Annotated in this window: 14 protein-coding genes; 8 read left to right on the forward strand and 6 right to left on the reverse strand. The window is 40.9% G+C overall.

Features of this window, described 5'->3' with window-relative positions; all coding sequences use genetic code 11:
- Positions 1-16 precede the first annotated feature (16 nt).
- The 3 genes from THETH_RS06170 to THETH_RS06180 are packed head-to-tail and all read left to right on the forward strand — an operon-like array spanning position 17 to position 3,526.
- Positions 17-1,561, forward strand: coding sequence for an ABC transporter ATP-binding protein (locus THETH_RS06170; protein ID WP_013932509.1), 1,545 nt, complete (start codon positions 17-19; stop codon positions 1,559-1,561).
- Positions 1,558-2,607, forward strand: a complete 1,050-nt coding sequence (locus THETH_RS06175) for an ABC transporter permease (RefSeq protein ID WP_013932510.1) — start codon at positions 1,558-1,560, stop codon at positions 2,605-2,607. The genes THETH_RS06170 and THETH_RS06175 overlap by 4 nt, the downstream gene beginning before the upstream one ends.
- The gene (locus THETH_RS06180; RefSeq protein WP_013932511.1) at positions 2,600-3,526 is read left to right on the forward strand and encodes an ABC transporter permease; all 927 of its coding nucleotides are present in this window, start codon (positions 2,600-2,602) and stop codon (positions 3,524-3,526) included. The genes THETH_RS06175 and THETH_RS06180 overlap by 8 nt, the downstream gene beginning before the upstream one ends.
- Here THETH_RS06180 and THETH_RS06185 read toward each other — a convergent pair.
- The gene (locus tag THETH_RS06185) at positions 3,506-4,195 is read right to left on the reverse strand and encodes a pseudouridine synthase (RefSeq protein ID WP_013932512.1); all 690 of its coding nucleotides are present in this window, start codon (positions 4,193-4,195) and stop codon (positions 3,506-3,508) included. The two genes, THETH_RS06180 and THETH_RS06185, sit on opposite strands and share 21 nt — an antisense overlap.
- 104 nt (positions 4,196-4,299) lie before the next feature.
- On the opposite strand from THETH_RS06185, the gene THETH_RS06190 reads away from it, so the two are divergent.
- The 5 genes from THETH_RS06190 to THETH_RS06210 are packed head-to-tail and all read left to right on the forward strand — an operon-like array spanning position 4,300 to position 10,880.
- Positions 4,300-6,225, forward strand: coding sequence for a hypothetical protein (locus THETH_RS06190; protein ID WP_013932513.1), 1,926 nt, complete (start codon positions 4,300-4,302; stop codon positions 6,223-6,225).
- On the forward strand, positions 6,222-7,304 hold the full coding sequence (locus THETH_RS06195) for a BMP family lipoprotein (protein ID WP_013932514.1): 1,083 nt from the start codon (positions 6,222-6,224) through the stop codon (positions 7,302-7,304). Before THETH_RS06190 ends, THETH_RS06195 begins: the two co-directional genes overlap by 4 nt.
- Before the next feature lie 56 nt (positions 7,305-7,360).
- Positions 7,361-8,893, forward strand: a complete 1,533-nt coding sequence (locus tag THETH_RS06200; RefSeq protein ID WP_013932515.1) for an ABC transporter ATP-binding protein — start codon at positions 7,361-7,363, stop codon at positions 8,891-8,893.
- Positions 8,890-9,927, forward strand: a complete 1,038-nt coding sequence (locus tag THETH_RS06205; RefSeq protein WP_013932516.1) for an ABC transporter permease — start codon at positions 8,890-8,892, stop codon at positions 9,925-9,927. Before THETH_RS06200 ends, THETH_RS06205 begins: the two co-directional genes overlap by 4 nt.
- Positions 9,927-10,880, forward strand: a complete 954-nt coding sequence (locus tag THETH_RS06210) for an ABC transporter permease (protein WP_041446629.1) — start codon at positions 9,927-9,929, stop codon at positions 10,878-10,880. Before THETH_RS06205 ends, THETH_RS06210 begins: the two co-directional genes overlap by 1 nt.
- 6 nt (positions 10,881-10,886) lie before the next feature.
- On the opposite strand, the gene THETH_RS06215 is transcribed toward THETH_RS06210, so the two are convergent.
- Genes THETH_RS06215 through ftsZ form a run of 5 tightly spaced genes read right to left on the reverse strand, consistent with a single transcriptional unit; the run spans position 10,887 to position 19,239 of the window.
- Positions 10,887-12,947, reverse strand: coding sequence for a cell division protein FtsA (locus THETH_RS06215; protein ID WP_013932518.1), 2,061 nt, complete (start codon positions 12,945-12,947; stop codon positions 10,887-10,889).
- 3 nt (positions 12,948-12,950) lie between these two features.
- On the reverse strand, positions 12,951-15,263 hold the full coding sequence (locus tag THETH_RS06220; RefSeq protein ID WP_013932519.1) for an endonuclease MutS2: 2,313 nt from the start codon (positions 15,261-15,263) through the stop codon (positions 12,951-12,953).
- Between the two features lie 34 nt (positions 15,264-15,297).
- Entirely contained in the window at positions 15,298-16,497 is a 1,200-nt protein-coding gene (locus THETH_RS06225) for a hypothetical protein (protein WP_013932520.1), read from the reverse strand.
- On the reverse strand, positions 16,494-18,188 hold the full coding sequence (locus THETH_RS06230; protein WP_013932521.1) for a GspE/PulE family protein: 1,695 nt from the start codon (positions 18,186-18,188) through the stop codon (positions 16,494-16,496). Before THETH_RS06230 ends, THETH_RS06225 begins: the two co-directional genes overlap by 4 nt.
- On the reverse strand, positions 18,178-19,239 hold the full coding sequence (gene ftsZ, locus THETH_RS06235) for a cell division protein FtsZ (protein WP_013932522.1): 1,062 nt from the start codon (positions 19,237-19,239) through the stop codon (positions 18,178-18,180). Before ftsZ ends, THETH_RS06230 begins: the two co-directional genes overlap by 11 nt.
- Positions 19,240-19,250 lie beyond the last annotated feature (11 nt).

The following is a 19,250-nucleotide window of genomic DNA, read 5'->3' on the forward strand; positions in this document are numbered from 1 at the left end:
TTTTTGAGGTGATAAGGTGGTTGCGATTGAGGCCGTTAACATCACAAAGATATATCCAAACGGTGTTGTTGCGAATCGAAACGTAAATGTTCAAATAAACGTTGGAGAAATACACGCCATAGTTGGTGAAAACGGGGCAGGAAAGACTACTTTGATGAAGATTTTCTTTGGGATGGAAAAGCCAACCAGTGGCGAAATAAAAGTTTTTGGAAAAACAGTGCACTTTTCATCTCCAAAGGATGCGATAAAACATGGTATAGGTATGGTTCACCAGCATTTCATGCTTGTACCATCTTTCACGGTGGCCGAAAACGTCATGCTCGGTATTGCACCGAAAAAAGGACCATTTGCTGTTGATTTTAAGAAAATGGAAGAGATAGTTTTAGACTATGCAAAAAAGCTGAATTTCGATGTACCTGTTTGTGAAAAGGTAATGGATTTACCGGTTGGAGTAAAACAGCGTGTTGAAATATTGAAAGCTTTGGTTAGAGGGGCAAAGATACTGATATTGGATGAACCTTCTTCTGTTCTCACACCACAGGAAGTTGAAGAACTCTTTCAACTTTTGCGAAAGCTTTCCAAAGAAGGAATAACTGTAATTTTCATCACCCATAAATTAAACGAGGTTAAACAGATATCCGATAGGATCACAATTATGAGGAATGGACATGTAGTTGGTACCTACAAAAACCAGGATGTCAGCGAAACGGATATCGTTGAGCTTATGATAGGAAGGAAAGTTGAATACCAGATAGAACGCACGCCTGCCAAACCTGGAAAAATTGTATTGGAAGTAAAAAATCTGAACTACTACCGAGAAGATGGTGCTCATATTTTGAAAAACGTGAATTTTTATGTTCGTGGTGGAGAAATCTTTGCTATAGCTGGTTTGGAAGGAAATGGTCAAAAAGAACTTGTTGAGATAATCACGGGTTTGAGAGAAAAAGCAACCGGTCGAATATTGTTGAACGGCGTTGATATATTGAACAAGCATCCAGGTGAAATAAGACGTCTTGGTCTTGCGCACATACCGGAAGATAGGGTTGAAGTTGGAAGCGCTTTGGATTTGTCGGTGGCTGAGAATTTGATCAGCGATAGGTACTATCAACAGCCGTTCAGCGGGAAAGTCATCTACAGACCTTCAAAAGTTTTAGCCTTTGCCGAGCGAATGATAAAAATGTTCAACATAAAGGCCAAGTCTCCAAGTACTTCTGTAAGATTTCTTTCCGGTGGTAATATACAAAAAACCATAGTTGCACGAGAAACCACCAGCAATTGTAAGATCGTAATAGCAAGTCAACCGACCCATGGAATCGATGTTGCTTCAAGTGAGTTTATAAGAAAAAGATTGCTTCAAATGAGAGATGAGGGAAAGGCGGTATTGTTGATCTCAACAGATCTTCAAGAAGTTCTTCAAATATCTGATAGAGTAGCAGTTTTGTATAAAGGCGAAATTGTTGCACATTTTGCAAACCAAAATTTATCGGAAACTGAGCTTGCACACTACATGCTTGGTGTAAAAAGACAAAGTTGGGATTATTTAAAGGAGCATCTGACATGAAGGGAAAACTTGCGTTTTTGGAACTAGCAAGGTTTGCAATTACGATCTTGATCGCTTTGCTGGTTGGGTACATTTTTCTGTCTTTCACGACGGATAATCCAAACGAAGCTTTTAGGTTTTTCATATCTGGTCCATTGTCAACGCAGCGAAGATTTTTTGAGTTTCTCAACAACGCAACTCCTTTGATTGCAACTGGGCTTGCAAATGCATTGGTTTTCCAAGCGAAAATTTTCAACATAGGCGCAGAAGGTCAATTTTTCTTCGGGGCTTTTGGCGCTATGCTTTGTGCACTGACTTTTCCACGCATAAGTTATATTCACCTTTTGCTTACTTTGCTGACTGGTGCGGCATTTGGTGCTATTTGGGCAACTGTTCCAGCAATGTTTAAAGCAAAGTGGAAGGCAAGCGAACTTGTTTCTTCTTTGATGATGAATTACATTTCCTACTACCTTGTCCTTTTCTTGGTGAACAACTATTTTCGGGACAAAGCGGCTGGTGCACTTGTTTCTTACAGATTTCCAGAAACCGCTTGGCTTGCAACCTTAACTTGGTATAGGTTGAACAGCGGTTTGTTCATCAATTTGGCGCTTGCCTTTTTGATTGGTTTTATCGTGTACAGGAGCAAATTTGGTTATCAAATAAGAATCGTTGGTGCAAACAAAAAGTTTGCCTTTTTCAGCGGTATAGAGACATCAAGTGTGGTTTTTTGGGTTCAAATTCTATCTGGAGCCATAGCTGGTTTCGGTGGGGCAATAGAAATATCTGCAATGTATCGAAGGTTCGTCTGGCAATCTTTACCAGGATATGGATTCGATGGAATAATAGTTGCTATACTTGCAAGAAACAACCCGCTGCTTGTTCCTTTGAGCGCTTTGTTCATAGCTTATCTTAGAACCGGAGCAAACGTGATGGCTAGAACCACCGGTATTGCACCGGAAATAGTCATAGTTCTGCAGGCGATAATGATATTCTTGATAACCGCCGAAGCGTTGCTGGAAAAATTCAAAACAAAGGTTATTGAGAAAGAGGCGATGAAAGGTGAATAGTGTTCTTCAGCAGTTCTTCGATCCTGCTTTTTGGTACAGTGTTGTAAGGGTTTCTACACCGCTTCTTTTTGGAACCATGGCGGCTTTGATTTGTTCCATCGCAGGAACGGTGAACATTGGGATAGAAGGTATGATGTTAATGTCTGCTTTCACGGGGACAATCGTGGCTTCTTTTTCGAAAAACCCTTGGGTTGGTTTACTTTCGGCAGTTGCATCAGCCGTTGTTGTTGCGGCTTTGCTTGCTTACTTTCATCTCAATTTGAAAACAGATGTTGTCATAGCTGGGGTTGCAACCAACCTCCTTTCTTCTGGTTTGACTGTCTTTTTACTCTTTACAATAACCGGTGAAAAAGGAACATCCGCTGCGCTGAGAAGCTACGTTATACCAAGGATTGAGATACCCATTTTGAGAGAAATTCCGTTTGTTGGAAAGGTTCTAAGTGGTCACAACGTTTTGACTTATTTGGCGATCATTTGTGTCTTTTTGATTCACTATTTGATAACCAAAACAGCTTTTGGTATGAACATGAGAGCTGTTGGTGAAAATCCCCAAGCAGCCCTTTCGGTTGGTATTTCGGTAAAAAGGATGAGATACTACGCGTTTCTTTTGAGTGGTTTACTTTCCGGATTTGGCGGGGCTTTTCTTTCAATGGGATACGTTTCTTGGTTTGCAAGGGACATGACCGCCGGAAGAGGTTTTATATCTCTTGCAGCTCAGGCGCTTGGTGGCAAATCGGCGCTTTTAAGTGCCGCGGGTGCATTGCTTTTTGGTATTGCAGAAAGTGTTGGAATAACCCTTCAATCTTTGCGAATTCCTTCGGAGATCACCAACATGCTCCCGTTCATACTTACACTTGGTGTTTTGCTTTTGTACGCCAGAGTTAGAGTGAAAACTCATTCAAGGATTCAAGAGCAATAATTGTTTCTCTTCTTCGCTCAATTCTTTGAAAGTTCCAGGTTCAAGGTTTTGAAGGGAAAGTTTTCCTATCCTTACCCTTTTGATCTTTTCGTATTCAACGCCAAGATATTTAAGGATTTTCTTAACTTCGTGATGTTTTCCTTCCGTAAGAACGATGCAAAGCAGATTGTCAGAAATAACCTCTATCTTCTTTGGGGTAAACTTTTCACCGTCGATGTACACACCCTGGTGAGCTTTTGACAGCTTTTCTTGATCAATTTTTCCACGGAAGATCACGTGGTATTCTTTTTCGATTTTGTATTTTGGACTTATCAACTTGTGGGTGAATTGGCCATCGTTCGTGAGTATCATCATACCTTCGACGTCTTTATCAAGCCTTCCAGCAACGTGAAGTTCATCGATGTATGGATGATCGATCAAGTCAAATATGGAAGCCTCATAATCTGTTCTATCGCTGACGTATCCAGCGGGTTTGTTAAATACCAAGTACACCAATCTGTGAGGTGCTACAGGATTTCCTTCGAGAAATACCTTGTCTTCGGGTTTAACCTCAAAAGAAGGATCTGTCACAACAACGTTGTTGACCTTCACCAAGCCTTCTCTTATCAACTTCTTGACATAACTTCTGCTACCGACTTTTGCGTTTGAAAGGTATCTATCAAGTCTCATGATTTTTCTCTCCTCAATTTGTTACCTCAAAAAATAGTTTACCATCAAACTGTGCATCAAAGTTGGTATAATCAACCTTGGATTTTGTTAAGGAGGTTTGGCATGTGAAGAAAGTTTTGACCACTTTTTTGTTGATTTTGGTATGTCTAACTTTTTCAATTGATTTGCAGAAAGCTTTGACAATTTACAAGGAATTTCTAGAGATGTACAGAAGAAAAGATTTCTCATATCCATTCCTAGAGTTTTTGAATGGCGAATTGCAAAACCTTTCTTTGTACAGGTATTACAAAGCACTTTTGGACAAAAGCGTGGATCGCAGGGAGGCTACACCAGATCTTGGCTCGTACCTTGCCAGAATTTACGATGCTTTTTCGTTTGAAAGTGAAGATGAACAGCTTGCGGCGGCTTTGTTTATGTCCTATCTCACCTCAAGATTGACCAGAGCAAATTTTTCCGTTGAAATCGTTCTAAAGAATGATGCTTTCATAAAGTTCTTCACCACTTACCGTGATGTAGTGACAAGAGAGGCTAGAACATTTTTTGCATGGGTGATAAGTTACCAACTTGGGCTGTGTGAGGAAAAACCCCCAGTCGATGTGGAAGTTGTTGAAGTTTTGCAAGAGGTTTCCTACAGGTTCACACCTCCAACTCAACTTGTTCACATCAAAGACTTGGTGCTTTTTTATTCAGATCCATCCGTACAAGAAGTTTTAACCCAAGCCGTTTCAAGGGCAAGACAAAATATCCTTTCAGATCCAACCAGGGCTATGGCTCACATAAACAGGGAAGCGAACTTCGTTGCAAGGGATATTTACAAACCTATTACAACCTTCCAAGTTCAAGTAGCAAAAGAAGCCTTAAAGGTTACGCCAACTGAAAGAAACTTTTCTTGGATTAGATTTATCGTGTACATCCCCCTTCTTTATCTTTTCAGGAAAAAATTGGGGTTTTTCAAAATCCTCGTAACTGCTTTGCTTGCGTTGGAAATCTTGCTATTTCTTGTTTATTTTGATCCTTTCTCGACTTACCAAGGACTAGCATACGGTTTAATCGCCATTTTCAGCTTTGGTTTTTGTGTTGTTCTGACGATCAGAAAGTTTGTAGAAAAACGAAACCTTTTAGATCTTTTGTTTGTGGTGGCAACGATTGCGGTTGTATTCATGCCGTTTGTTTATAGCTGCAAACAATTGACGATGGATAAATATCCTGAAATAAAAGATTCCGTTTACTATCCTGTTTTGAAAAGAGAATTGTTTGAAGATGAACTTTCAAAAGTCTTTCAACTCACCAGGTCTTTAGCCACAACTTTGTACATGAGTGTTGATGAAACTAAAAAGGTGTTCAACGAGTTACTCAACACGTTTGTGGATGCATCGAAATCAGGTGCATTCAACGAGCTCAATTTTTCACCTTATCCTTTCATATCCTTCAACGATAGTTCGGGTTTTTACTCAGCTCAAAACTTTAAAGAACGATTGACGCTTTTTAAGAATGCAAACACGATACTTGAGAACTTTCTATTGGATGAATCATCTAGGAAGAGAAATTTCGAAAAAAATCTCAGAAAATTGAAAAGCCATCTGCACGGAATGTTTGTTTATTCAGCAGATTTTCTGCGCTTGGATTTGATTGGACATATCGAAAAACTTTTCACACACAACTATCCCGTTTTATCTGATGTTTTACCCTTGGTCGGAATTTCTTCGTGGTTGAGTGAACCTGTGAAAAGTCCTAATGTACCTATTTTTAAAGAGATTACGGGAATTAAAGTTTTTGTGGCGTTGTTGCTTGTTTTCTCTATTTTGACACTGCTAGGACCTTTCTATGCTCTTCCATCAGCTTTTGTTGCAGCTGTTTTTGCGGTTGTTCAATGGATAGGGCTAGGCCAACTTAAAATATTCGTCGAGCAGGAATTACCAGTAATAGAAGTTCACCACGTTCAAAGTGTCAACCCAGCTATTTTTGTGCTTATAATAGGATTGCTGATGATTAACATCCTAAAACTTTTCGGGAAGGGGGAGAGAGTATGAAGAAGTTAGCTGTGGTGTGCCTGTTGATAGGGCTTGTAGTCATGGCAATGGGTTTTAGGGTTATCATGGTCACGGACGTTGGCGGACTTGGCGACAAATCCTTCAACGACGGAACATGGGAAGGAATATTGATTGCCGCAAAGGAAATAGGAGCAGAAGCACAGGTTATACAATCCTATGAGCAAGCCGATTACATTCCAAACTTGACGAAAGCTGCTCAGCAGGCTGACGTTGTTTACGCAGTGGGATTCATGATGACAGACGCGTTGTTTAAGGTTGCAAGACAGTTCCCGAACACGTATTTCGTTGGAATTGACATCGTTCCACCTGAAGGAGTCAACCTACCAAACGTTTTGTGCTTTGTCTTTAGAGAAGAACAAGCTGGTTTCTACGCGGGTTACATTGCAGCAGCGATGACTGCAACAGGAAAGATAGGTTTTGTCGGTGGAATACCGATACCACCTGTGGAAAGATTCAGATACGGATTTGAAGCTGGAGCAAGGATTTATTCAGAACTTCACAAGAAGAGAATTGAAATTCTAAGAGGTTACACAAATGACTTTGAAGATCCGAAGAAAGGTAAAGACTTGACGCTTGCTCAATATGCTCAAGGGGCTGACATTGTGTTCTTGGCAGCCGGTGCATGCGGTAACGGAGGAATAGAGGCTGCAAGGGAAAAGATGGTTTCATTGGTCGGATCCGACAAGCTTGTGGACATCATCGACTATGTTACGAAGAACAAGAAAGGTTACTTTGCCATAGGTGTTGACGTCGATCAAGATTACATGGCACCAGGAGTTGTTCTTTGCAGTGCAACAAAAGGGATTTCCGCAGCAGGTTATTACGGTGTGAAATGGGCTTGGGAAGGAACCTTCGAAGGAGGATTGAAGGTACTTGGAGTTAAAGAAGGCGGAGCTGGCGTCAGCCCGATGAAATACACAAAGGGTATGATACCAAACCACGTCATTGCAGAACTTGAATACCTCACAAAACTCATAAAGGAAGGTAAACTTGTCATACCAGACACAGAAGATGCCCTTAAAGCTTTCAAGGTACCTCCAATAAGCTTCCCATTCTAAACTTTACTCTAGGGGACCCCAAAGAGGGTCCCCTTTAACCTTGGGGGTTTTTTGAAGTGGAAAAAGCCGTTGAAATGATCAACATTGTGAAGAAATTTCCTGGGGTAGTTGCAAATGACGATGTGAATTTGACGGTTTTCAAAGGTGAAATACACGCCATAGTTGGAGAAAATGGAGCAGGTAAAACGACTTTGATGAATCAGCTTTACGGTTTGCTGCAACCAGATTCAGGTGAAATAAGGATTTTTGGCCAACCTGTTAAATTCAAAGGACCAAGGGATGCGATAGCAAAAGGTATTGGCATGGTTCACCAACATTTCATGCTTGTGAACAACTTGACTGTTGCCGAAAACGTTGTGCTTGGAGCGGAAACGACAAAGGGTTTCATCTTTGATCTTAAAACCGCAAGAAAAAAGGTTGAAGAGTTGTCCAAAAGCTATGGACTTTTGGTTGATCCAATTGCTAAGATAGAAGATCTTCCCGTTGGAATGCAGCAAAGGGTTGAAATCATAAAGACTTTGTACAGGGGAGCCGAGATACTGATCCTTGACGAACCAACGGCGGTTTTAACGCCACAGGAAACCAAAGAGTTGTTTGGGATTTTAAGAAAGCTGAAAGAATCTGGGAAGACAATTATATTCATTTCACATAAATTGGAAGAAGTCATGGAGATAAGCGATCGCATAACTGTTATGCGTCAAGGAAAAGTGGTTGGCGTTTTGAACAAACACGAGACGAATCCAAAAGAAATAGCGCGCTTGATGGTCGGTAGGGATGTGGTTTTCACCGTCGAAAAGCTCCCTGCAAACCCAAAAGAAGTAGTTTTAAGGGTGGAAGATTTGTGGGTAAAAGACTACAGGCACCTTGATGCGGTGAAAGGAGTCAGCTTCGAGGTAAGGGCAGGAGAAATATACGGTATAGCTGGCGTGGCTGGAAACGGTCAAACAGAACTTGTGGAAGCTTTGACAGGTTTAAGAAAAATCGAGAAAGGTAAAGTTATATTCCTAGGGCAAGATGTTACGAACAAATCCGTTAGAGAATTAAGACAACTTGGTCTAGCACACATACCTGAGGATAGGCACAAATATGGTTTGGTTTTGCAGTTTCCAGCTTACTACAACGTTATTTTGGGAAGGCATAATCGTCAGCCTTTTGCGAAATCAGGTTTTTTGGTTCATCGTGAAATCTACTCCTTCGCTGAAAAACTTCTTGAAGAATTCGACGTCAGACCAAGGAACATAAAAATGCTTGGTGGTAACTTTTCTGGAGGTAACCAGCAAAAACTCGTTGTTGCCCGTGAGATGAGCGCGATGCCGAAACTCATCGTCGTTTCTCAACCAACAAGAGGACTTGATGTGGGTGCAACCGAATTTATACACAGAATTTTGATAAAGCTTAGAGATAGTGGTGTGGCTATTCTTTTGGTCTCGATGGAATTAGATGAGATACTTTCGTTGAGCGATAGATTGGCTGTTATGTATCGTGGAGAATTCATGGGAGAAGTCGATCCAAAGAAAGTGAGCATAGGGGAAATAGGTTTGATGATGACCGGGCACAGAGTTGAAACTGTTGGAGGGACAGAGAAATGACCAGTAGGTTGTGGTCTTTTGTTGTTCCAATTGCTTCGGTTATAATAGCTCTTTTGATTTCGTCGGTGGTCATACTTTTGATAGGCCAAAATCCAATTGTGGCTTACAAGGCTTTGCTAAGAGGAGCTTTTGGTTCAAGACTAGAAATAGCTTCAACAATTGTTAAAACCACACCTTTGATTTTAACTGGCCTTGCCGTCGGGTTTGGTTTTAGGGCAGGTTTGTTCAACATCGGTGCCGAAGGGCAAATGATAATGGGAGCTTTGGCTGCAACAGCTTTTGCTATGAACGTCAGATGGATGCCGGCAGTTTTTGCCATCCCGCTGACGATGTTGATTGGAATGCTTGGTGGAGCAGCTTATGCGAGTATCATTGGAATTTTGAAGGCAAAAACTGGAGCACACGAAGTTGTTTCCAGCATAATGCTCAACTGGATTGCAGAATATTTGTCCAGCTTCATGGTAACCGTGCCAATGGGTGTTGGATACGGAACACCGAAAAGTCCTGAAATAGCCGATAGTACAAAGTTACCACCTTTGATGACCGTTCAAGCCACCGAGTTGACCTCTGGAATAATCGTTGCAATTCTTGCGGCCATAGTGGTTTACACAATACTTGAAAAAACCAGTAAGGGATATGAATTCAAAGCCGCAGGTTTCAACCCATATGCGGCAGAGTACGGTGGAATAAGTCTGTCTCAAAACATAGTCTTAGCCATGGCGATAAGTGGAGCTTTGGCTGGATTGGCTGGAACACTTGAACTTATGGGCGTTCACCACAGGTTTTTGGGAACTTTATCTGGCGGAAAAGGATTTGACGGTATATCGATAGCTTTAATAGGCCAGAACCATCCGATAGGGATTGTGTTTGCGGCTTTCTTAATTGGTGCGCTCAGGACTGGATCAAACGAGATGCAATTTGTAGGCGTTCCAAAACACATAATAATCATCATCCAAGCGATAGTAATCTTTCTGGTCGCCGCAGATAGGATTGTGAAAACCATCTTGATCAGAAAAAAGAAGGTGGTAGCTTGATACGTGTTCTGATAGCCCTTTGGCAGATATTCACAAATCCGGCTTTTTACAAGTTGACTTTGACTGCCGCAACACCTTTGATTTTTGCATCACTTGGAGGAGTTTTCAGTGAAACAACAGGGGTTGTCAACATAGCACTTGAGGGAATAATGCTGATGGCTGCCTTTTGGTCAGTTGTGTTTACCGCGTGGACTGGTAATCCTTGGTTAGGAGTTCTTTTTGCCGTCTTGGTTGGAGTTGGAATGGCTTGGCTTCATGCCTGGGCAAGTATAAAGTGGAGGGGTAATCAAATCGTCTCTGGAACGGCTTTGATACTCCTTGCCCAAGGTGTAACAGGTTTTTTGATGGAACCAATTTTTGGAAGGCCTGGGCAAACGGATATAGTTGGCAGGATACCTGAGGTCAGAATTCCCTTCTTGATGAAAAACAGATTTTTGGCTCAGTCCATAGGTGAGCTGAGTCCGATGATATACATGGCCTTTGCTTCGGTTTTCATAGCTTGGTTTATCATCTACAAAACAAAACTTGGACTTAGAATGAGAGCAGTCGGTGAAAATCCAGAAGCCGCGGATACCTTGGGAGTAAACGTCTATGCGGTACGTTACTTCGGTGTGTTGATGAGCGGAGTGATGGCAGCACTCGGCGGAGCGTTTTTGAGCATTGGAGAGGTTGGAAACTTCAGAGAATTTATGACTGGTGGAAGGGGATTCATCGCCTTGGCAGCGATGATAGTTGGAAACTGGAATCCAATTGGAGCTATGTGGGCAAGCCTCATGTTCGGTTTTTCGGAAGCGTTGGCAAATCAACTTCAAAGCAGTCCAATACTGAAGGTTGCTTCAACCACCAAACCTTTGTTCAACATGTTCCCATTCATCGTCACGCTCGTTGTGATTGCTGGATTCATTGGAAAAACAAGGCCACCAGCTGCCGATGGAATACCTTACGAAAAATGAAATCAGTTAATCTTCAGTTTTTTCTTCGAACTGAAAAGTCACCTCGTCTCCTTCCTTTAGTTCTTGAACAAAACTGGCTTTTTGGCCGTTGACCAAAAGTGTATAATTTTTGATCCTTCTTGGGTTGATGTTCAACATTGTCAAAACATCGGCAACTATTGGCTTGTAGGGTTCAAAAAGAATTTCCATACCTTCTTCCAGTGGAGTTTCCACTGGAACATAGTTGCCGTTAACTACGACAAGGTTGTTTTTTCTATTCAGAATAATTTCTTCACCGTTTAGTTTTATCTTGATCGGTTTTGAATCTTCTATCACATCTTGAATTTTCACTGGTTCGGTTTGAAAGATCACCTTGATTTGAGATTCGTCTTCTTTGACTTCAACCAATCTCAACTTGTGTTTCTTAACCTGCTTTTTTTCACCGTTGAGGTAGAATTGAACGACTTGCAAGTTTTCTTCAAATCTTTTCATCAGTTCGGTGGCATCCATTTTTTCAACTTCCACAATGTCTCCTTCTTGAATTTGATAGTTCAAATCTTCCAAAACCTGTCCGTTGACGTAAACTTTTGGCGTAACGATGGCAAATTCTTTTCCATCCACGATGGCTACATAGGGTTTTACATATCTTGAAAGCAAAACTTGTTCGTCATCTTCTGTATTGTTTTTCTCGGTAATTACCACATCTCCCGTTTTAAGCCTTCTATACAGCGGTGTTTCCACTCCGTTCACAAAAACTTTCAACCCTCCTAATTTTCTCTGCGGTATAGTTATGATTTCGCCGTTGAGCTTGAAAGTTATCGGAGGTTTAAAATCACCGAATATTTCAGATAAATTGAACCCATTTTGAAGCAGTGCATGCAAAACAGTTTGTCCTTGCCCAATTCTCAAAAGTTTTACTTTTTGTCCATTGATTTCCACCATGTCGTATATACTTCCAGAACCGCTGGCAGCCATGTAGGCTATTCCTGAGACGGTAACGTACTCGCTGCCTACAAAACCTTGTTTGTGAGATTTAACCTTTTGAATTTGTTCAACGCTTTTCAGGGAAACTCGCTCTTCTGGTATTTGCAAACAATTTGCCAGTTCTTTTCTCAAAATGGAAAGTTTTGATCCTCCTCCTACAAGAAAAACAACGCTCGGAGATCCATTGTTCAACTTTACGATCTTTTCTGCTATTTGTTTTGCGATAACTTCAACGGTTGGCTTGATCACCTTGAAGGCTTCTTCTCTGTCTATTTTTACCTTTTTGTCCGTGACTGTAACTGTTTCCACACTTTCAAACGAGTCAAGATTCCTTTTGAGTTGTTCCGCAGCTTGGAAGTCCAAAAGGTAGTTTTGTGCAAGGGCTTCGGTTATCTCGTCACCTGCCATTGGAACCATTTCGTATCCTACGATAAAACCAGCTTTTGAGATTGCGATATCACTTGTACCTGCGCCGATGTCGACAAGCGCTATGTTCAGTATTCTCAAATCCTCGGGTACGGTTATCTCAAGCGCGGCAATCGGTTCGAGGGTCATAAAAGTTGGTTTCAAGCCAACTTTCTTCAAAGTGCTTATCATCGCATCCACAACTTGGTTAGGCAGTAAAGCCGCAACTACCTTGACGTAAGCTTTCTTTCCCCTATGACCTACTAAACTTTTCATCCAAAGCCCATCAAGTTTATATTCAACAGCAGAATATCCAACGCATTGTAGTTCCAAACCATCTTGATCGCTCAAAGGAATTTTTGACAAAGCGAGCAGTTCGAGTTGTTTAACAAAATCTGAATCGACGAAATCCATCGGAACGTCCATTTCTAACTCGCAGGTAACGGTTTTCAAAAACCTTCCAGCGACTGCGACGGCAACTTCTTCAAGCTTTACCTCGTTTCTTTCTTCAAGCCTTTTTTTGATCGTAGAAATAACTTTTGCAACACCTTCGATGTTGTGGATTTGTCCATCCAACATGTACCTATAGGGATGTTCAATTGTTTCAAAATCTAAAACATGGAGAATTTCATCTTCATCCATATAACCGATAATTCCCGTAACCTTTCTTGTACCTATGTCAAGTGCGAAAACCGTCAAAAGTTACACCTCCACAATCGTGACTCCTGTACCACCTTCAGCCGGCGTTCCAAATCTGTACCTTTTCACCTTGCTGTTTCTTCTGAGCATATCCCAAATTCCAACTGCAAGTCTTCCGGTGCCTTTCCCGTGGATTATCACACCTGTCCTGAAGTTGGAACGAGCGAGTTTTTCTATGAAATCTTCAACGATAGGTTCAGCTTCTTCGACGGTTAAACCTCGAACGTCTATCTCGGGCTTGATTATCTCAAAAAGAGCTGGTTGCACTTGTTCAACCTTTTGTTCTTCTTCTTTTTTGACAACTTTCTCAACGCTTTTAGGATAAGTTTCAAGCTTTATACCCTGAAAATCAATTATCAACTTTTCTCCTCTGATGTCAACAACTTTTCCAGTTGCTTCACTGTTTTTCAACTTCACATGATCGCCCACAGAAATTTCTTGGTCTTTGTTGGAAAAACTCTCTGTGTGGACTTCAAGATCTTTCAAAATCCTTGTTTGCTGTTCCAACGTTTTGGAAGCAGTTCTCAAAGTCTCGATATTTTCACTCTTTTGCTTCAAATTGCTTATGGCTTCGTCGATTTGCTTTTTAAGCTGCCTTATGTACTCATAGGTTTGTCTCAGTTCGTTGTCTATTTCCTCTATCCTTTTTATCTTCAGTTGGTGGTATTTTCTTTCGTATTCCTCTTTCATTTTTTCCAGTCTCTCTTTTTCCACTTCTACTTCCTCCATTTTCTTTTTCAAAAGCGTTGATTGTTCCTGATAATCCTTCAAGATTTTTTCCATATCCATGTAGTCTTTACCCAAAAGCTCCTGGGCCCTTTTTATAATTGATTCATCAAGTCCAAGTTTTCTAGCTATTTCAAAAGCATGCGATGCTCCAGGAACGCCAAGTAGTATTCTGTAAGTTGGCGACAACGTTTCGGGATCAAATTCAACGGAAGCACTCACCAATTCTGGATCGTTCGCCGCAAAAACTTTTATTGGTGTTAGATGCGTTGTGACGATGAATTTTGCCTTCAACTGTTTCAACCTTTCGATCAGCGCAAGTCCCAACGCAGCTCCTTCAAGCGGATCGGTCCCAGAACCAAGTTCATCCAAAAGTACCAACGTATTTTCATCTGCGATTTGTAAAGCCAAGACGATGTTTTTTAGATGGGAGGAAAATGTGCTTAAATTTTGTTCGATACTTTGTTCATCTCCGATATCGACGATTATTTTTGAAAAACCGTAAAGCTGAGAATCAGGGCTGCACGGAATGGGAAAACCAGCCATCATCATTGCGCAGAAAAGCCCAATGGTTTTGAGCGTAACAGTCTTTCCACCCATGTTTGGACCTGTTAAAATCAAGCCACTTTTGTTTTCAGGAAGAACGATATCCACCGGGACTACTTTTTCTAGATTTAAAAGCGGATGACGAGCTTTTAAAAGTTTTATCTCCCTGCTTGTGGAAGGATAGATCACAGCTGCTTTGTATTTGTTTGCAAACAAAGCCCTCGCATGAATGGAGTCAATTATTCCCACTGTTTCTAAGCTTTTTCTGATAGAATCGATTTTCTGTACCAAAAGGTACGTGAGATTTTTGAGGATTCTTTTTATTTCCTGTTCTTCCTGTTCTCGAAGGATTTTCAACTGGTTGTTAAGGGGTACGAATTCCTCAGGCTCAACAAAGTACGTGGCTGCGGATCCAGACGAATAATGCACTATACCTTTTACCTGACCTTTATAACTTGCTTTAACGGGAAAAACGTATCTCCCATCTCTGATGGCAAAGATGGTATCCTGCAAGATTGATTTGTTTGAAACCACAAAGTTTTCGGCTTTTCTTTTGATCAAATGAGTTAATTGTTTTATATCTCTTCTGATCTTACTAAGAAGTTCGCTGGCTTCGTCTTTAACAAATCCGTCTTCGAATATACAGCTTCTGATACTTGTCACAATGTCTTCAAAGGAATCGATTTTAAAAGCCAGTTTTTTTATCAGATCTGCTTCCTTTATTTGCGAAATTTTTGATTTCAAATTCATCATTGCCACTAAAGCATCGCTACACTTCAGAAGTTCTTTTGCCTCAAGAATTAAGTTTTCCGCAGCTTTATCAAACAATTGATAAACATCTACCGCTGAAATATCTGTGGGCAATACTTCGTATCCAGCCGTAAGGATCCTTACCATTTCATCAACCAATGCGAGTTCTTCTTGGCAGTTTTGTTTTGGCTTTAAACTGTCAAGAACTTTTCGACCTATTTGTGTTACAGCGAACGATTTCACAAGCTCTACGACTTTTCCAAATTCTATTTTTTCAAGCGTATAAACTTCTATCTCGGGTCACCTCCATATATATTTTGACCAAACTTTATTGTAAAACACGGATAAAAGTTTCCAAAGTTTTTGTTTCCTGCCCAAGTCTTATTTGAGTTACAATTTTGTAAAACCCCGGTTGGTTAAACAGGTAGGCGTTCAATGGGGAGAATTTGAAAATCTCATAATTTTCGTAAGGTGATAGCCAAAGCCTGACTGATTGCAACCTTGCAAGCAAGGTAGATGGTTCCAAACGAATTACGATTTCATCGAGAGGCAAAAACACATCTTTATTTGTTTGATTTTGGACAAAAATCGAAAAATTGATCTGATCCTTTGCTGTGATTTCTCTTGGAGCATCGCTGTACAAGCCAACGTTTTTCAAATTTGTCTCCAAGGAAGAAACACAAAAAACAGGGACAGCTGTTGAAGATATGGATCCATTGACAAAACACTGAAAGTTGAGAAGATATTTTCCAGTTTCTGAAAGCTTTATTTGTTCTGAATCCAAAATCTTTACATCCCTTCCAATTTCAACTTTTTCAAACCTCAGATTCAGTGGGATTTCTCTCTCAAAAATGGTTATATCTCCTTTTTTCAAACTGTAGCGCACTTTTTCGACATTTATATCCGCTGTGCGCGCTGTGTTGTTCACTAAATGAGCACTAAAACTCACATCCTCAAAAGGAAGGTAAAAATCAAGAAGCCCATCCAAAAACACCTGATAATTTTCAATCACCGTAAAAGTTTTCTGAGCTTGGACAAGTTCATCATCTATCTGTACAGTCACAACTACTTTGTATTCACCTGCTTCAAGCGCGGTTATTTCTACTTCCCTTTTCAGATCAAAGAGTAATCTGCTTGTAAAAGCTGTTAGTTCTGTCTTAACCGTGTGTGGATACGAAAAGCTATACACAAGTTTTTCGCCTTTGAAGATTTGGAAATTGAAGTTTTTCACCTCGACAGTTCTTTCTTTGTTGTGGTTGTTGTACAAGCGCACTTTTACATCCAGCAAATCTCCGGGAACATACGGTTCCTCAATTTGTATCAAAATTTGGTTGATCGCGGAGTTTCCACTTGGAAGTTGTCCATAGTAAAGCCTTAAACCAATGAAAAATATGAACAAAACAAAAAGATTCAACATAAGAAAATAAAGACCCTGCTTTCTTGAACGTCGGGTCTTTTCTTTTTCTTTATCCAAAAATTCTTTTTCATGCTTTCTCCACTCTTCAGGACTTTTCGAAAAATATCTCATGGTGCAACGGTTACTCTCAACACCTCTTCAAAAGAAGTTATTCCTTTCAAAACTTTTTCAAATCCATCGATGAACATCGGTCTCATGCCCTTTCTCAAAGCAAGGTCGTATATCTCTCTTTCTCCTCCTCCTGCAACGACAAGTTCCTTGATTTCCCGGTCCATCATCAAAACCTCGGCAACGGCGACTCTGCCTTTGTATCCTGTTCCGCCACATTCTGCGCATCCAGGCCCAGCAACGTACTCACAAGGTTCCAATTCTGGGAAAACTTGTTTCCACAGTTCAACATAATCTTCTCTCAAATCAACCTTTATCTTGCAACTGTCACAAAGCTTTCTAACAAGCCTTTGACTTATAACCCCAATGAGTGCCGTGCTTATCATGTGACGATCTATACCCATGTTGACCAGTCTATCGATCGCACCCGCTGCACTGTTTGTGTGTAAAGTGCTCAAAACAAGATGCCCTGTCAGCGAAGCTTCGATTGCAAGAGCTGCGGTTTCTTTGTCTCTCATCTCCCCAATCATTATTATGTCTGGATCTTGTCTTAAAAATGATCTCAAAAATCTGGCGAAGGTTAAACCAATTTCTGGATTGACTTGACATTGGGTTACACCATCAATTGTGTATTCTACAGGATCCTCAACGGTCATTATGTTAACCGTTATATCCTTCAGCTTGTTTATCATGGCTACCAATGTGGTTGATTTACCACTTCCAGTTGGACCAGTCACCAAGATTATTCCATGAGGTCTTTCAAGTAGTTTTAAAATGAGATGATAGTTGTGCTCGCTGTAACCTAATTCCTCCAGTTGTCTATATGCACCCGAAACTTTCAATATTCTCATTGCGACTTTTTCTCCGTAAACAGATGGCATCGTCGATACACGGAAATCATATTGTTCACCCTTGATGTTTATGTAGAATTTTCCATCCTGCGGTAACCTTTTTTCCGAAATGTCCAAACCGGACATTATTTTTATTCTGGTCACAATCGCCGGGTGTTGATTTTTCGGTATGTCCGTTATCTTTCTCAAAAGCCCATCTATTCTGTACCTAACACGCACATAGGATCTAAAAGGTTCTATGTGAATGTCACTTGCTTCCATTTCAACTGCTTTTTGAATTATCGTGTTTACAAGCCTTACGATCGGCGCATCGGCTTCTGCCAAAACTTCTTCCTCGGCTGCTTCTGGCTCAACCTCTATAACCTCGGTAGGTACCTCCTGAGCCAATGCCATGGGAGCACCTTGAATGTGCTGAGCGTAGAGGATCGAATATATCTGCGGGGTGACAAGATACACGATGGGATTTTTGCCTGTTACAAATTTTACTTCGCTCAATATCCTTGGATAGTTATACACGGTATCTGTGACAATTATTAAAGAATCATCCTGCTTGCCAATTGGAATTATCCTCAATTCATCGATCAGCGCTCTTGGAACAGCTTTTAAAACCTCTACAGGTACTGTTCTAGGTAGATCTTTCAAAACTGGGATACCATACTGTTCACTCAAAGCTTGAGTTATTTGATCCCAGGTTACGTATCCTTTTTCGACTAAAATTTCACCCAAAGGCTTTTTTGAAGTTTTCTGCTCTTCTAAAGCCTGTTGAAGTTCTTTTTGTGTTATCAAGCCCTTTTCAAGCAAGATTTCACCAAGACGCTTGAAACGAATTCTATCAGGTGCCACCGATTCCCTCCATTCCAAGCCGATAAATTGCTGGAATTTCGCTTTCTGGGAAAAGTAGGCTTTCTTCTTCGTCAAACTTTGTTGCTATCAAAGTAACTCGCATTTCATCATCCGCAAGTTCTTTGTCGATTATCAGTCCAAACTTCACGTCGGCATCTTCACTGCAATTTTGACGTATTATAGCCGCCGCCATATGCATTTCTTTGAGTTGGATTGTTGGTGGTGCAGAGACGTTCAATATGATTGCTCGGGCATTTTCAACCGGTTTATCCATCAACTTGCTTTCCATCGCTTTCTTTGCAGCCTCAACTGCTCTGTTGGCGCCTTTTCCCATGCCAACGCCCAACATCGCCGCGCCAGCGTTTCTCATAACTGATTCAACGTCTGCAAAATCCAAGTTTATGTACCCACGCTTTGTGATTAATTCCGATATACCTTTTACTCCTTGATGTAAAGTTTCATCAGCTTTTAAAAATGCGTTGACGACGGTTACATCGCTTGGAAGCTCCTCAAGTAATTTGTTGTTTGAAATCCTTATCAAAGTATCCACAACTTTTCTCAACTTTCTTAAACCCTCGACTGCTACCTTCCAGCGCTCAGGACCTTCGAAATAAAAAGGAGTAGTTATTATCGCCACAGTTAGGATTCCCATTTTTCTCGCTATTTCAGCTATTACGGGTGTAGCACCTGTACCGGTTCCCCCACCAAAGCCTGCGGTTATGAAGAGCATATCGGTGTCCTGGAGCACTTCCTCTATTTTTTGTGCGCTTTCCAAAGCCGCTTCTTCTCCAACTTTTGGATTTCCCCCGGCTCCCAATCCCCTTGTACGCTTTTCGCCTATTTGGATTACTATGTTGGCTTTGCTTTCTTCCAAGACCTGAACGTCGGTATTAACTGCAATGAAAGTCACATCTTTTATACCCATTTCAACCATTCGGTTTATGGCGTTGTTACCGGCTCCTCCAACGCCTATGACCTTTATCGTTGGAATTCTTTTTCTGGTAAATCTATCGCCTTCCTGTTGTTTTCCCTTTCCCAGTTCAAACGGCATACACATACCTC

Source organism: Pseudothermotoga thermarum DSM 5069 (genome assembly GCF_000217815.1).
GTDB lineage: Bacteria > Thermotogota > Thermotogae > Thermotogales > DSM-5069 > Pseudothermotoga > Pseudothermotoga thermarum.